Origin of the sequence: Cytobacillus sp. BC1816 (assembly GCF_051353635.1) — a bacterium.
Lineage (GTDB): Bacteria > Bacillota > Bacilli > Bacillales > Cytobacillaceae > Cytobacillus > Cytobacillus oceanisediminis_C.
In genome coordinates, this window is sequence record NZ_CP195611.1 from 1405738 (window position 1) to 1419838 (window position 14101).

The window sequence follows — 14101 nt, forward strand, 5'->3', positions numbered from 1 at the left end:
AGGTATTCACCATGGGGCAAAACAGACAATTTAAGCCTGGCCAGAAAGCGCCTAATAATGGAATTTATATAGAAATTGGCGAAACGGGAAGTAATGTCAATAATCCTCAAATGCTTAAAATGAGAGCTGGGGACCAATTTCCGGAAACATCCAATCATAACAGGCTATGGACGTATAAAAGAAAGCCTTGATTTTGATTATTGATAAAGAAGATAGGGAATTAGTATAAAAAATAGAGCCATCCCAATTGCGGATGGCTTTTTAGACTTAGAATAAAATGCTGGAAACTTTACATATGAAAAGATTGGCTTATAATAAAATCAAAAGGTCAAATAAGGTCAAAAAGGAGGTTGCACAGTGGATTTAAATCGAATGACAGAGCGGCTTCAGGAAGGGTTATTAAATGCACAGTCCATAGCAATACGCGAGCAGCATCAGGAGGTGGATGAAGCACATTTGTTCCTGGCTTTAATGGGGCAGGAAAACAGCCTGATATCATTAATACTGTCAAAAATGCAGATACCGGCTGATTCTTTTAATAATAAAATGCATGAAGCATTGAGGAAAAAACCGCAAGTGTCTGGTTCAGGAACGGAACAAGGAAAATTGTATATAACCGGTAAACTGCAGCGGCTGCTGGCGGAAGCAGAAAAATATATGAAGATCTATCAGGATGATTTCATGTCAGTTGAGCATGTTTTCATGGCTGCTGCAGCAGCGGAAACCGAAACGGCAGCAGTTTTAAAGTCATATGGAATCAATAAAGAAATAGTGGAGCAGTCGATTAAGGAGATTAGGGGGAATCAGAGGGTGTCATCGCAAAATCCGGAATCAACATATGAGGCTTTAAAAAAATATGGACGAGATCTTGTTGCAGAGGTGAAACAGGGGAAAGTTGATCCTGTAATTGGCCGTGATAGTGAAATCAGGCATGTCATTCGCATCCTTTCAAGGAAAACCAAAAATAATCCAGTTTTAATAGGCGAACCTGGGGTAGGAAAGACAGCTATTGTCGAAGGATTGGCACAAAGAATTGTACGTAAAGACGTGCCTGAGGGCCTCAAGGATAAAACCATTTTTGCCCTTGATATGAGCGCTTTAATTGCCGGGGCCAAATTCCGGGGGGAATTCGAGGAAAGATTGAAAGCTGTATTAAATGAGGTTAAGAAAAGCGAAGGCAGAATTCTTCTTTTTATAGACGAACTTCATACCATTGTTGGAGCGGGCAAGACAGAAGGCGCAATGGATGCAGGGAATATGCTGAAGCCTATGCTTGCAAGAGGGGAACTGCACTGTATAGGAGCTACCACACTTGAGGAACACCGCAAGTATATCGAAAAAGATCCAGCCCTGGAACGGCGTTTTCAGCAGGTATTGGTACAGGAGCCGGATGTAGAGGATACAATCTCAATTCTCAGAGGGCTGAAGGAGCGCTTTGAAATCCATCATGGAGTCAATATCCACGATCGGGCTATAGTGGCTGCCGCAACCTTGTCAGACAGGTATATTACAGACCGGTACCTTCCTGATAAAGCAATTGACTTGGTTGACGAAGCTTGTGCCATGATCAGGACTGAAATCGATTCAATGCCATCAGAGTTGGATGAAGTTACAAGAAGAGTCATGCAGCTTGAGATAGAAGAAGCAGCATTACGAAAAGAGAGTGATGAAGGAAGCAAGCAGAGACTTGCAGACCTGCAAAAAGAACTGGCTGAATTAAAAGACCAGGCTAACAGCATGAAAGCAAAATGGCAGCTTGAAAAAGAAGGAATCCAGAAAGTTCAGGAAAAACGGGAGCAGCTTGAGAAAATGCGCCGTGAGCTGGAAGAAGCGGAAAATAATTATGACTTGAATAAAGCTGCAGAACTGCGTCATGGAAGAATCCCTTCTTTGGAAAAGGAATTGAAAAATCTTGAAAGTGCTGTTAACGAGAATCAAGGGGACCGGCTGCTGAGAGAAGAAGTCACAGAAGAAGAAATTGCCGGCATTGTGGCAAGGTGGACAGGTATTCCAGTAGTTAAACTTGTTGAAGGTGAACGTGAAAAGCTGCTTCGCCTTGAAAGCATTCTTCACGAAAGAGTGATTGGCCAGGATGAAGCTGTGCAGTTTGTGTCAGATGCTGTCCTTAGGGCAAGGGCAGGAATTAAAGATCCGAACCGCCCTATTGGCTCTTTCATCTTTCTGGGCCCAACTGGGGTAGGCAAAACAGAATTAGCTAAGGCACTTGCACAGTCACTATTCGATAGTGAAGAACAAATAATCAGAATTGATATGTCCGAATATATGGAAAAACATGCTGTATCAAGATTGATTGGTGCTCCTCCGGGGTATGTAGGGTATGAGGAAGGCGGTCAGCTGACAGAAGCTGTAAGAAGGAAGCCATACTCAGTAATCCTGCTTGATGAAATTGAAAAAGCCCATCCTGAAGTATTCAATATCCTCCTGCAGATGCTTGATGATGGAAGAATCACTGACTCACAGGGCCGCACGGTTGATTTTAAAAATACGGTTATCATTATGACTTCCAATATTGGCTCCCATTTTCTTCTGGAACGTTCTCCTGGTGAAGATATATCCGAAGAAACAAGAGACAATGTACTTGGACAGCTGCGGAGCCATTTCCGTCCAGAATTTCTGAACAGAGTGGACGAAATTATTCTGTTTAAGCCTTTAGCTCTTAATGAGATAAAGAGTATTGTTTTAAAATTAATTACTCAGCTTCAAGCAAGATTATCCGATCAGCATATTAAGTTGAGTATAAATGATAATGCCAAAGAATATATTGCAGAAAACGGATTTGATCCCGTCTATGGAGCAAGGCCGCTCAAGCGCTTTATCCAAAGGAACGTTGAAACAGCACTAGCCCGCAAAATAATCGCAGGTGAAATTAAGGATTACAGTGAAGTTGTCATATCCGCAGATAACGGCAAAATGGAACTGCTGATAAAATAGGGAACAAATGAAAAGAATCATCCTGAATCAATCAGGATGACTCTTTTCATTTCCTGCATAAGCAGCAGATTAATGAAGTCCTTCTTTCTCAACAGGACCTTCAGGAATGATGGAAGCGACAACAAAAATTAAAACACTTGTCCCAACCGCCAGAATGGAGCCGGTTACAAAATCGTATGGCGCTCCAAGCATTGAAGAAACTACGTACGTTAACATTTGAACAAGAAGGAAAGTCCAGAAGAATGTCCAAAAGAATCTCATCTATTTCACCTCTAACATAATTAATCCCTTTTCATATTAGCATAAGCTATTAAAGAAATAAATTTATTTTTACATCCTATACATGTACTTTTCAGCTCTCTGATTGGATACATCCTGCTTCATAATGAACTTGTCTAGAACTAGGCAAATCCCCCATTCATTTTAATTTTACTCACATACATTATTATGAACAAACTTGCAAAGGAGTTTTACTATGGAAAGCCGGAACTTCCAGCTGGATACAGAATGGTGCATGATTCATTACCCAGATAAACCTAGTGGTTTCGGTATCCTGATTATTGGGGATGATCGGCACTTTGTTGACAGAAACTGCAGTTTTTGGACTCAAAATGAAGGGAAATATTCATTAATTAAGAAGCTCAGGGAAGATGGCTATACGATTTTTTATTCAAATCTTTATGGGAGGAACTGGGGGAACGATCAAGCTGTCGATAAGGCTAAATGCTTGTATGAACATATTCTGCGAACGGAAATTATTAACGAAAAGATCCATATTATTGCTGAGGGCATGGGAGCATTGGTAGCCCTTAGATTATTGCATGAAATGAGCGATTTAATCCGTTCAGCCGTATTAATCAATCCTATCCTTTCACTAAAGCACCATCTTGAACAGGAAAAAGAGCATAAATTTTTTTACAAGAAACTATTAAAAGAACTGGCAGTTTCATATGAAATAGAAACGGATAAAATAGCGGATCTGCTCAGCAGGCATGAAAAAAACCTAACAACGGGCCTTAAAGTGCCAGTCAGAATCATTCAGGTACTGGCGGGCGGAAGAGCTTACAAGCAATCAGATTATTTAAAGAAACGATCGATACAATGGGAAAATGAAAATAGCCCTATCTCTGTGTTTTATATCCTTCCAGATAAAAAACAGCGAATGTCTTCTCAAATGACAAACTTCTTTAGAAAATATGAAAAAGTTCTATAAAAATCTGCTGCCATTCCGTAAAGAAATAAAGACAATCCCTGAAGCATAGTATAAATTAATATGCTTCTAAGGAGGAGTGAAAATGGACAGGGCAGTAATAGTAGGGACGTTTGAATTTATAGGATTCAGCCTGTGCAAGCATCTGCTTGAACAGGGCTGTGAGATAGATGGAATTCATTTCAATAAGGATAAAGAAGATGCTTTAATCAACGAAAAACGCCTGGCAATCGGACGGAATGCCAACTTCTATGAAAAAAACTATTCATCATGGATTAATTCTAAAAGAGAAATAATAAAAAATGATGCAATTTTTATAGATATATACGATTTATATATAAAGAATGAGCTCGCCTCTTTAAGGGAGAAGGAGCTTATTGAGGAATTTCTTTTAAAAAACTTGTCCGAATTCAAGGACCAGCAAGTGAAAATTGCATTCCTTCTCCCTATTCAGTGGCTTAAAGACATCAGCAGAACACACAGCCGCTTGGAAGATGTTATTGAAATCCTTAGAGAAAACAATATTTCAGTTTCATGCTTTTACATGCCTGTCATATACGGTCCTTGGCAGCCAAAGGAATTTAGCTTTCACCAGGCTCTTGCCAATGGAAAAAGAGTAAGGATAAATGAAAGGGAATGGATACATGACGCTATTTTCATTGAGGATCTTATTTGTTTCTTATCGGATTGTGCAGATAAGCCATTAGGAGAATCCTGCCTTTTAATGAGCAGCGTCACTGGGCATTGGCAAAAATGTGCAGAATACCTTTCACTTGCCTATAATGAAGATTGGCACACTCCCGATCTGGCAAAAGGAAAAGTAATTGAAAAAGCGATTGTGTGTTCCGTGAAATTCTCCGAAGGTCTTGAGAAGCAAAGAAGCCATATTCTTTCTATAGAGAGCCCGGATGGTTTGTAAAGTAGAAAAAAAACTTTTCAATTAACATATAGACAAGGTAGAATTGAATTAGTCTGGTAAAATAAACCGGTCATACCATTAGTATGAAGTGAAAGACAGAGAGGCGGAGAAAAAGGAGATGCATAAGACATTAGTGAAATTCGGGATCCTTCTTTTGTGCCTTCTTTTATTGGCCTCCTGCAGACAAGCTATGTCTACAGGAAAACTTGAAAAAGCTGGATTATTAGTGCCCGATACCGTCAATGATCAGGTATGGGGGACCAAAGGCTATAAAGGCATGTTAAAGATTCAATCCCATTATAATGTGGAGGTTTATTATAAAGAGGGCATGAATTCTGAGATGGTTGTTGAAAGAGCTGTTAAAGAGTTTGATCAAAAAGGTGTAAACCTTATTTTTGGACATGGCAATGAATATGCGGCATACTTTAATAACATTTCTAAAAAATACCCAGACATTCATTTTGTCAGTTTTAATGGTGATGCCAAAAATGACAACACCACCAGCTTGAATTTTGAAGCCTATGCAATGGGATTCTTTGGGGGCATGGTTGCAGGCCATATGACGAAAACCAATAATATAGGAATACTTGCAGCTTTTGAATGGCAGCCGGAGGTAGAAGGTTTTTATCAAGGTGTAAGCGAAATTGATGAAGATATAAACGTGCAAATCCAATATGTCGGCAACTGGGACAATGATAATAAAGCCATAGCTCTTTTGGACAAAATGATTGTCAATAAGACAGATGTTGTCTATCCAGCTGGAGATGGGTATAATGTTCCTGTCATCGAGAAACTAAAAGAGGAAGGGCTCTACGCCATCGGCTATATTTCCGACCAGTCTGATCTGGGTGAATCAGTCGTCCTGACCAGTACGGTTCAGCATGTCGATGTTTTGTATGAACTAGTGGCAGAAAAATTCAACGAAGGCGAACTGGAATCTGGAAATTTAACTTTCGATTTTCAGGATGAGGTTATTTCACTCGGGAAATTCAGCCCTGACGTCGACGAAGAATTCAAAAAAGAACTAAACGCCGCCATAGAGAAATACAAAAAAACAGGCAAACTGCCCAACGAGTAATTGCTATACATAGGAGGTACTACAGGATGCAGCTAAACGAAAAAAATATGGAATTCATGCAAATCGCCATGAAATACCTGCCAGAAGCCAAACAGCAGCTCGACGAAGCAGGTATTGAACTATCCATGGAAATGATCCAGCCATTCATGAACCTATTCACTAAAGTCATGAACGAAGCCTACGAAATGGGCAAAGCGGATGCTTTGAAAGAGAGTGAGTAATAGGGAACCAGCCTTTGGGCTGGTTTTTTGTTTGGACTCGTGCGATAGGACAGCGTGAAAAATAAAGTCAGCGCGTCAGTCAAAAAAGTCCACGCCGAAATAGGAAGAAGAAACCGTGCGGAAATCAAAAGAGCACGCGCATAAAGAAGGAGTGTGTCTCTTATGGTAAGAAGATTCTCGTGCAAAAGGAAGGATTTCGCGATGAAATAGGAGGAGTCCGAGAGAAACCAAAGAATCCCACGCTAAAGAGGAAGTGCGCGCAAACCAAGAAGATCCGCGCACAAATGAAAAGGGTCCGCGCCGAAACAGGAAGAATCCGCGCGTAAACCGAAGGACCCGCGCGTAAAGAAGGAGAGTGCGCGTAAACCATGAGATCCGCGCACAAATGAAAAGGGTCCGCGCCGAAACAGGAAGAATCCGCGCGCAACCCAAAGGGCCCGCGCGTAAAGAAGGAGAGTGCGCGTAAACCAATGAGATCCGCGCACAAATAAAAGGGGTCCGCGCCGAAACAGGAAGAATCCGCGCGTAAACCGAAGGGCCCGCGCCGAAACAGGAAGAATCCGCGCGCAAATCAAAGAGCCCGCGCATAAACCAATGAGATCCGCGCATAAATGTAAGGATTTCAGCCCGAACCGGGAAGAATCCCTGCAAATAATATAAAAAATCCGTATTGATAATGGAAGAATCCGCGTACAGACAAGAAATTCATGAAAAAAGAAAATAGGTACCTTAAATTTACATATTAAATAAAGGATTATTCATCATCCATATCGAATTTATAACTTTGGCGATAATGTTCCAAAGGAGTTTTGCTATGATAATGAAGTCTAGATCCAAGCCGATAAGAATATTACAGATTGAAGCGCTGCTGCGCAGATTGCCTGATTACCACCGGAAAAGAGCAGAAATTGAAGTTGATTATAGGAATGGGCTATCAGGTTTTAATGGAGAGAAGCAATTGGATTATTATTTAAGTTTTCTCCCAGGTAAAGATTTTAGAATTTATAATGATCTTCGTTTTATCCTTCATACTCCATTTCAAATTGATTCCCTGCTTATTACCCCATTCTTCGCTGGAATAATTGAAGTCAAAAATTATTCTGGAACCCTTTCTTTTGAACCAATATCTGATCAAGTAATTCAAAAACACGGACAGAAGGAGAAAGTGATTCCTAATCCAGTTTCACAGGTATTGCGTCAAGTGTCCCAATTTAAAGAATGGCTGTTAAAAGAGAAGTTTCCAGAATTGCCAATAGAGTATTTTGTTGCTATTACTAACCCTGCTACCTATATAAAAACAGAGAAAGAAAATAGCATTATTTTGAAAAGAGTTGTTCATACCGAAAAAATAATTGATAGACTTATGGATGCCAAATCAAAATATAACAAACAGATATTATGGCCCAACGACATTAATAGACTGAATGAAAAGATTATGTGCAAAAATAGTCCTCTGGATAATGATATTCTAAATACTTATGGAATTAATCGAAAAGATTTACTAAGAGGTGTTCAATGTCATTCCTGCAAATCTTTTGCTGTTGTGAGGAAAGACGGAAAATGGTGTTGTCTTAAATGTAAAATGATTTCAAGAACGAGTCATTTGGAAGCAATAACAGATTACCTTTTGCTTTTTAATTCAAAGATAACAAATAAAGAATGCCGGGATTATTTAAATCTCGAATCCAGGCATACAGCATATAGGATATTAAAATCTTTGAATCTATCCGGTGATGGACCAGCTAAAAAAAGGATATATTCTAAAGTAAACGTATAAGGTTTGCCCAGCCACTACTTCTTCAAAAACATCTCCAGCAAAGGCCCTGCTTTTTTCAGCAATGGTTTTAACTGATGAGCTGAAGTCATAAGAGTGTCAATGCTGCCCATTAATTCCTCCAAGTTGATGTTGTTCAGGATATTGTTTCCATTTTCTTTAGGGGGACTTTCCCTTTCATCGGTTTTTCTGTCTTTCCCGCCAAGCAGCCACTCGTCAGCTTCATGTGCATTTCTGCTCCTGCCCCCGAAAAGCCAGTCACCATTCCCCTGAGCTTCTTCAGCTCTTCTATCGGATTCTTTTTCATCTTGTGCTGATTCATGTCTTCTTACTCTTTCACCAAACAGAAAATGGCTTAAAGGGTCTTCTGTATTTTCTTTAACTTTATCATTATCAAACATATGTCATTTTCCTCCTTTCAGATGCCTATATAACAGCATATGAAGAAAAGTTAACTGGGTATAGACATTTGTGCAGTAATAAGTAAGGGACGGTAAAAAGTGTTGCGTTATTATATATACTTTTGATAAAATTAGTACCAAGTCATAATAATTGATAATAATATTTAAATAGAGAATGCTTATGGGTTTGTAAATATGAAAGGGAGTGGGACTCCATGAATGCTGGAATTATAGGAATAGGAAGATATCTTCCTGAAAAAGTTGTAACAAATGCAGATTTGGAGAAAATAGTTGATACTTCTGATGAATGGATTCGGACCAGGACTGGAATTGAGGAAAGAAGAATAGCAGACGACAGCATAGACACATCTGATATGGCCTATGAGTCAGCACTAAAAGCCTTGGAAAATGCAGGAATTGAAGCAGAGGATTTAGATCTTATTTTAGTTGCAACGGTTACACCGGATCATCCATTTCCATCTGTTGCCTGCATGCTTCAGGAACGATTAAAAGCAAGCAAGGCGGCGGCGATGGATATTAGCGCTGCATGTGCAGGTTTTATGTATGGTATCATAACGGGAAAACAGTTTATTGAAACAGGGACATACAAACATGTATTAGTAGTGGGTGTTGAAAAGCTTTCAAAAGTTACAGACTGGAATGACCGTAATACAGCCGTTTTATTTGGAGACGGAGCGGGTGCAGCTGTAATCGGGCCAGTCTCAGATGGCAGGGGAATATTATCCTTTGAATTAGGTGCAGATGGCACAGGCGCAAAACATCTATATCAGGATGAATATATCATTATGAATGGACGCGAAGTGTTCAAATTTGCGGTTCGCCAAATGGGTGAAAGCTGCATCAACGTACTTGATAAAGCTGGATTATCCAAGGAAGATGTAGATTTCCTGATTCCTCATCAGGCGAATATCCGCATTATGGAAGCTTCCCGCCAAAGATTGGAACTCCCGGTTGAGAAGATGTCGAAAACAGTGGATAAATACGGAAATACTTCTGCTTCATCTATTCCAATTGCATTGGTGGAAGAACTGGAAGCGGGTAAAATTAAAGATGATGATTTGCTCGTGATGGTCGGCTTCGGCGGAGGGCTAACTTGGGGAGCCATTGCGATGAGATGGGGAAGATAAGATACCTCATTTTAAATATGATGATAATTTAAAAGGAGCTGCATCAAAATGAATAAAAGAAGAGTTGTCGTTACAGGCATCGGAGCTGTAACACCGCTTGGAAATAATACAGAGACGACATGGAACAATATTAAATCAGGGGTTTCAGGTGTTGGCCCTCTGACGAGATTAAATCCAGATGAATATCCGGCTAAGGTGGCTGCTGAGGTAAAGGATTTTAATCCAGAGGAATATATTGACAAAAAAGATGCCAGAAAAATGGACCGCTTCACACACTATGCTGTTGCTTCGTCCTTTATGGCTGTAAAGGATGCGAACCTTCAGATCACAGATGAAAATGCGCATCGCATCGGTGTTTGGATTGGATCAGGCATTGGCGGTATGGAAACTTTTGAAAATCAATATGAGATATTTATGAAACGCGGGTATAGAAGGGTGAGCCCCTTCTTCGTTCCGATGATGATTCCGGATATGGCAACGGGTCAAGTCTCCATTTACTTAGGGGCAAAAGGGTTTAACTCTTGTACTGTAACTGCTTGTGCCACTGGTACAAACTCAATTGGTGATGCCTTTAAGGTTATTCAGCGCGGCGATGCCGATGCGATGATTTCCGGGGGAGCAGAAGCGCCAATCACAAAAATGTCTGTGGCTGGATTTTGTGCCAACACTGCGCTTTCAACCAATCCAGATCCAAAAACAGCAAGCCGTCCATTTGATCAGAATCGTAATGGGTTTGTTATTGGAGAAGGTGCGGGGATTGTCGTACTTGAAGAATTGGAGCATGCACTTGCCCGCGGCGCAAAAATTTATGCTGAAATCGTCGGCTATGGCGCTACCGGGGATGCTTATCATATCACTGCACCAGCTCCAGGCGGAGAGGGCGGAGCAAGAGCCATGAAAATGGCGATTGAGGACGGCGGATTAAAGCCGGAGGATATCGATTATATTAATGCGCATGGTACAAGTACCGATTATAATGATAAATTTGAAACATTGGCAATAAAAGAGGTGTTCGGAGAGCATGCCTATAAATTGGCAGTAAGCTCGACTAAATCCATGACGGGACATCTTCTGGGAGCTGCAGGCGGAATTGAAGCCATTTTCACAGTTCTTGCTATGAAGGAAGGGATCCTGCCTCCGACCATTAATCTAGAAAACCCGGATCCTGAATGTGATCTGGATTATGTTCCAAATAAGGCAAGGGAAAAAGAAATAACAGCTGCAATGAGCAATTCCCTAGGCTTTGGCGGCCACAATGCAACCATCGTCTTTAAAAGATATGAATAATAACTAAACCAAAGCCGATTCAATGGATGATGAACCTCCTTTGAATCGGCTTTTTATTTTGAAGAACAAAATGCTGCCGCATACATAAAATTTATTAAATATTGAATAAATCGAGGTGGGGAAATGGGATAGTCAAAACAGATTTATGGCTCGAAGAAAGTTTTAATGAACCGCTTAAAATATGTGAAAAACTTACAGGACCCTTTAATGATCATAATCCCCGAAAAATATACGAATACTTAATGGGTTTCGGCATGTATAAACCTGACCGGTTCAGCAGGAATGATTTTAAGGAATTAAAAGAAAAGCAAACATGGAATATAGCAGAAAAAATATACTTAAAATATAGGAAGAAGTGGGGCGGCCCTAATATTGATGTTTATATCTTCCCGTCGGCAGGAGGAGGCCCATTTTCGCGGCATTCTGGAAAATCGGGAGTATCATTTGCAAATATGCTCTTTCTGTTTCTTCCTTCTCATATAGAAGAAGACGAAGTAGAGGCATTATTTGTGCATGAATATCACCATGCCTGCAGGATTAACTCACAGAAAAAAACGCTTGAAGAATTTACGCTGCTAGATTCCATCATATTGGAAGGGCTTGCCGAACATGCGGTAGAAATTCACTGTGGTAAGAAATTCAGAGGTTCCTGGTGCAGCAGATACTCAAAGGAAGAGATCAGGAATTTCTGGGATAAAATGATTAAAACTCATTTGAAATTAAAAAAGAATGAGAGGCTTCATCAAAAGGTACTTTATGGCGAAAGACCCTACCCTCCATTACTTGGTTATGCTGCTGGCTACGAAATTGTAAGGGAATTTAGAGAGAAAAAAAGTTTTTCTACAAAACTATCTTTTATTGCGCCATCCGAATATTTTGTGGACCAAACTTTATATAAACTGGAGTCGTAATCGCTTTAAAGCCCTAAAATGTAGGCTTTTTTTTTAGTGAAGAAAAATGAATCTTAACAAATTTTAAAAAAATCTTGCAATTGTAATAAGTTTGTAATAATATTTTAGACAAATAGAATGAATTAACAGAATAATTCGAAAAGGTAAGAGGTGTCCTATGAGCGCAAATTCCCGTCAACATAAAGACGCACCATTACTAGAGGTGAAGAATTTAGAAACGGCATTTTCCATAGATGGTACATACTATAACGCAGTTGATAATGTTTCTTTTAGAGTTAAGCCTAGACAAATAGTTGGAATCGTAGGAGAGTCGGGCTGCGGTAAATCTGTAATGAGCCTCTCTGTCATGAAGCTCCTGCCAAAAGGAATCGGCCAAATCCGAAATGGAGAAATTATCTTTGACGGTATTCATTTGGAGAAGATGACAGATTCAGAGATTAATAATATCAGGGGAAAAGATATCGCAATGATATTCCAGGAACCAATGACTTCTTTAAATCCTGTTTTCTCTATCGGGTTCCAGCTGCAGGAAGTATTATTCAATCATATGAAAATCTCCAAAAAAGAAGCGCGGCTTAAAAGTATCGCACTTCTAAAAAGTGTGGGAATTTCAAGGCCTGAAAAAATTGTAGATGAATACCCGCATCAGCTTTCAGGAGGTATGAGGCAAAGGGTTATGATCGCCATCGCCATTGCCTGCCAGCCGAAGCTGCTGATCGCCGATGAGCCGACAACTGCCCTGGATGTTACTGTACAAGCCCAAATTCTTGAGCTTCTAAAAGAAATCCAGGAAGTCAATGATATGTCCGTCATTCTGATTACTCATGACTTGGGCGTTGTGGCCGAGATGTGTGATGAGGTAATTGTTATGTATGCAGGAAAGATAGCAGAACGGACAGATGTAGATTCCTTATTTCACAATCCAAAACATCCTTATACTCAGCTCCTGATGGGAGCAATTCCGAAAATGGATGAAGAAGTGGAAAAGCTAAGCACAATAAAAGGAATTGTGCCTTCATTAAAAAACATGCCTAAAACAGGGTGCAAATTTGCGGCGCGCTGCCCTAAGGCAATGCCTGATTGCCTGACAGTTACACCTCAATTGGCAGAAAATGAAGCAGGACATGAGGTTGCCTGTCTGCTTTACGAGACAAGCCATCCGAAACAAGAGGTGAACGCATGATGAGTACAGAGCATAATAATACAGCTGTTTTAAAAAAGGATAAAAGCAGCAATGAAGTGCTTTTAGAGGTTAAGAACCTAAAGACTTACTATCCAATAAAAGGCGGAATCCTTAGAAAGACTGTGGCAGTCGTTAAGGCGGTCGACGATATTTCCTTTGAAATTAAGAAAGGGGAGACGCTGGGGCTGGTGGGAGAATCAGGCTGCGGAAAATCAACCGCAGGCAGAACGATCCTCAGACTTCTAGAACCAACAGACGGACAAATCATATTTGACGGACAGGATATCACAAATGTAAGAGGAACCAGCCTGAGGAAAATCCGCCAGGACTTCCAGATGGTTTTCCAGGATCCTTATGCATCATTAAATCCCACGATGATGGTTGGGCATCTTGTGTCAGAGCCCATCAGGAACTATAACAGCAAATCCGAAAAGGAACTGAAGCCGGAAGTAATGGATCTTCTTGCGAAAGTTGGGCTGCCTGAAGATGCTTACTATAAATACCCGCATGAGTTTTCCGGCGGGCAAAGACAGCGTATCGGTATCGCAAGGGCACTGGCTTTAAGACCAAAGCTCATTATTGCGGATGAGCCTGTTTCCGCCCTGGATGTATCGGTCCAATCTCAGGTATTGAATCTGCTGAAAGAGCTTCAGGATGAATTTGATCTTACTTTCTTATTCATTGCCCACGATTTGAGTGTAGTTAAACATATGAGTGACCGGATAGGGGTTATGTATCTGGGAGGCCTTGTAGAAGTCGCTGAAAAGGACAGCCTCTATGCAGAGCCTTTACATCCTTATACTCAAGCTCTAATCTCTGCGATCCCAGAACCGGATCCGCGCAAGAAAAAAGAAAGAATTATTTTAGAGGGCGATGTGCCAAGCCCGATTGATCCTCCAAAAGGATGTACGTTTCATCCGCGCTGCGCGCATGCAATGCCAGAGTGCCAGAGTGTAAAACCGCACTTAAAGGAGGTGAAGCCTGGGCATAGAGTCGCTTGTCACTTATATAAATAAG

Annotated in this window: 14 protein-coding genes; 12 read left to right on the forward strand and 2 right to left on the reverse strand. The window is 40.6% G+C overall.

Annotation, left to right across the window (positions count from 1 at the left end; all coding sequences use genetic code 11):
* Nucleotides 1-11: 11 nt before the first annotated feature.
* A complete protein-coding gene (locus ACR42H_RS07445; RefSeq protein ID WP_009331234.1) occupies nt 12-191 on the forward strand; it encodes a YjzC family protein in 180 nt (59 codons plus the stop codon).
* 166 nt (nt 192-357) lie between these two features.
* Complete coding sequence (clpB, locus tag ACR42H_RS07450) at nt 358-2952, forward strand: ATP-dependent chaperone ClpB (RefSeq protein WP_436375338.1); 2595 nt, start codon at nt 358-360, stop codon at nt 2950-2952.
* A gap of 69 nt (nt 2953-3021) precedes the next feature.
* On the opposite strand, the gene ACR42H_RS07455 is transcribed toward clpB, so the two are convergent.
* Nucleotides 3022-3213, reverse strand: coding sequence for a DUF2929 family protein (locus tag ACR42H_RS07455; protein ID WP_009331232.1), 192 nt, complete (start codon nt 3211-3213; stop codon nt 3022-3024).
* Between the two features lie 214 nt (nt 3214-3427).
* Here ACR42H_RS07455 and ACR42H_RS07460 point away from each other — a divergent pair, with 214 nt between their 5' ends.
* From ACR42H_RS07460 to ACR42H_RS07480, 5 genes are all read left to right on the forward strand, one after another.
* Nucleotides 3428-4165: a serine aminopeptidase domain-containing protein gene (locus ACR42H_RS07460; protein WP_113883351.1), complete on the forward strand. Its 738-nt coding sequence runs from the start codon at nt 3428-3430 to the stop codon at nt 4163-4165.
* Between the two features lie 82 nt (nt 4166-4247).
* On the forward strand, nt 4248-5081 hold the full coding sequence (locus tag ACR42H_RS07465) for a hypothetical protein (RefSeq protein WP_436375341.1): 834 nt from the start codon (nt 4248-4250) through the stop codon (nt 5079-5081).
* Nucleotides 5082-5199: 118 nt separating this feature from the next.
* Nucleotides 5200-6159 (forward strand): BMP family ABC transporter substrate-binding protein, encoded by a 960-nt coding sequence (locus ACR42H_RS07470; RefSeq protein WP_436375343.1) that lies wholly within the window; start codon nt 5200-5202, stop codon nt 6157-6159.
* Nucleotides 6160-6185: 26 nt separating this feature from the next.
* The gene (locus ACR42H_RS07475; protein WP_009331228.1) at nt 6186-6380 is read left to right on the forward strand and encodes a ComZ family protein; all 195 of its coding nucleotides are present in this window, start codon (nt 6186-6188) and stop codon (nt 6378-6380) included.
* 814 nt (nt 6381-7194) lie between these two features.
* Nucleotides 7195-8157, forward strand: coding sequence for a nuclease-related domain-containing protein (locus ACR42H_RS07480; RefSeq protein WP_436375345.1), 963 nt, complete (start codon nt 7195-7197; stop codon nt 8155-8157).
* Between the two features lie 14 nt (nt 8158-8171).
* On the opposite strand, the gene ACR42H_RS07485 is transcribed toward ACR42H_RS07480, so the two are convergent.
* Complete coding sequence (locus ACR42H_RS07485) at nt 8172-8555, reverse strand: hypothetical protein (RefSeq protein ID WP_436375347.1); 384 nt, start codon at nt 8553-8555, stop codon at nt 8172-8174.
* Nucleotides 8556-8770: 215 nt separating this feature from the next.
* On the opposite strand from ACR42H_RS07485, the gene ACR42H_RS07490 reads away from it, so the two are divergent.
* The 5 genes from ACR42H_RS07490 to ACR42H_RS07510 all read left to right on the forward strand — a co-directional run bounded on the left by ACR42H_RS07490 (nt 8771) and on the right by ACR42H_RS07510 (nt 14100).
* Complete coding sequence (locus tag ACR42H_RS07490; protein WP_113883346.1) at nt 8771-9703, forward strand: beta-ketoacyl-ACP synthase III; 933 nt, start codon at nt 8771-8773, stop codon at nt 9701-9703.
* Nucleotides 9704-9751: 48 nt separating this feature from the next.
* Nucleotides 9752-10990, forward strand: coding sequence for a beta-ketoacyl-ACP synthase II (gene fabF, locus ACR42H_RS07495; RefSeq protein WP_436375349.1), 1239 nt, complete (start codon nt 9752-9754; stop codon nt 10988-10990).
* Between the two features lie 101 nt (nt 10991-11091).
* Nucleotides 11092-11901: a DUF2268 domain-containing protein gene (locus ACR42H_RS07500; protein WP_436375351.1), complete on the forward strand. Its 810-nt coding sequence runs from the start codon at nt 11092-11094 to the stop codon at nt 11899-11901.
* 157 nt (nt 11902-12058) lie between these two features.
* Nucleotides 12059-13084, forward strand: a complete 1026-nt coding sequence (locus tag ACR42H_RS07505) for an ABC transporter ATP-binding protein (protein WP_113883344.1) — start codon at nt 12059-12061, stop codon at nt 13082-13084.
* A complete protein-coding gene (locus ACR42H_RS07510; protein ID WP_009331221.1) occupies nt 13081-14100 on the forward strand; it encodes an ABC transporter ATP-binding protein in 1020 nt (339 codons plus the stop codon). The genes ACR42H_RS07505 and ACR42H_RS07510 overlap by 4 nt, the downstream gene beginning before the upstream one ends.
* Nucleotide 14101 lies beyond the last annotated feature (1 nt).

What these genes read in the sequence shown, in the direction of transcription:
- ACR42H_RS07445 (WP_009331234.1), top strand. Translation starts at nt 12, where the DNA reads ATGGGGCAAAACAGACAATTTAAGCCTGGCCAGAAAGCGCCTAATAAT.
- ACR42H_RS07455 (WP_009331232.1), bottom strand. Translation starts at nt 3,213, where the DNA reads ATGAGATTCTTTTGGACATTCTTCTGGACTTTCCTTCTTGTTCAAATG.
- ACR42H_RS07460 (WP_113883351.1), top strand. Translation starts at nt 3,428, where the DNA reads ATGGAAAGCCGGAACTTCCAGCTGGATACAGAATGGTGCATGATTCAT.
- ACR42H_RS07465 (WP_436375341.1), top strand. Translation starts at nt 4,248, where the DNA reads ATGGACAGGGCAGTAATAGTAGGGACGTTTGAATTTATAGGATTCAGC.
- ACR42H_RS07470 (WP_436375343.1), top strand. Translation starts at nt 5,200, where the DNA reads ATGCATAAGACATTAGTGAAATTCGGGATCCTTCTTTTGTGCCTTCTT.
- ACR42H_RS07475 (WP_009331228.1), top strand. Translation starts at nt 6,186, where the DNA reads ATGCAGCTAAACGAAAAAAATATGGAATTCATGCAAATCGCCATGAAA.
- ACR42H_RS07480 (WP_436375345.1), top strand. Translation starts at nt 7,195, where the DNA reads ATGATAATGAAGTCTAGATCCAAGCCGATAAGAATATTACAGATTGAA.
- ACR42H_RS07485 (WP_436375347.1), bottom strand. Translation starts at nt 8,555, where the DNA reads ATGTTTGATAATGATAAAGTTAAAGAAAATACAGAAGACCCTTTAAGC.
- ACR42H_RS07490 (WP_113883346.1), top strand. Translation starts at nt 8,771, where the DNA reads ATGAATGCTGGAATTATAGGAATAGGAAGATATCTTCCTGAAAAAGTT.
- fabF (WP_436375349.1), top strand. Translation starts at nt 9,752, where the DNA reads ATGAATAAAAGAAGAGTTGTCGTTACAGGCATCGGAGCTGTAACACCG.
- ACR42H_RS07505 (WP_113883344.1), top strand. Translation starts at nt 12,059, where the DNA reads ATGAGCGCAAATTCCCGTCAACATAAAGACGCACCATTACTAGAGGTG.
- ACR42H_RS07510 (WP_009331221.1), top strand. Translation starts at nt 13,081, where the DNA reads ATGATGAGTACAGAGCATAATAATACAGCTGTTTTAAAAAAGGATAAA.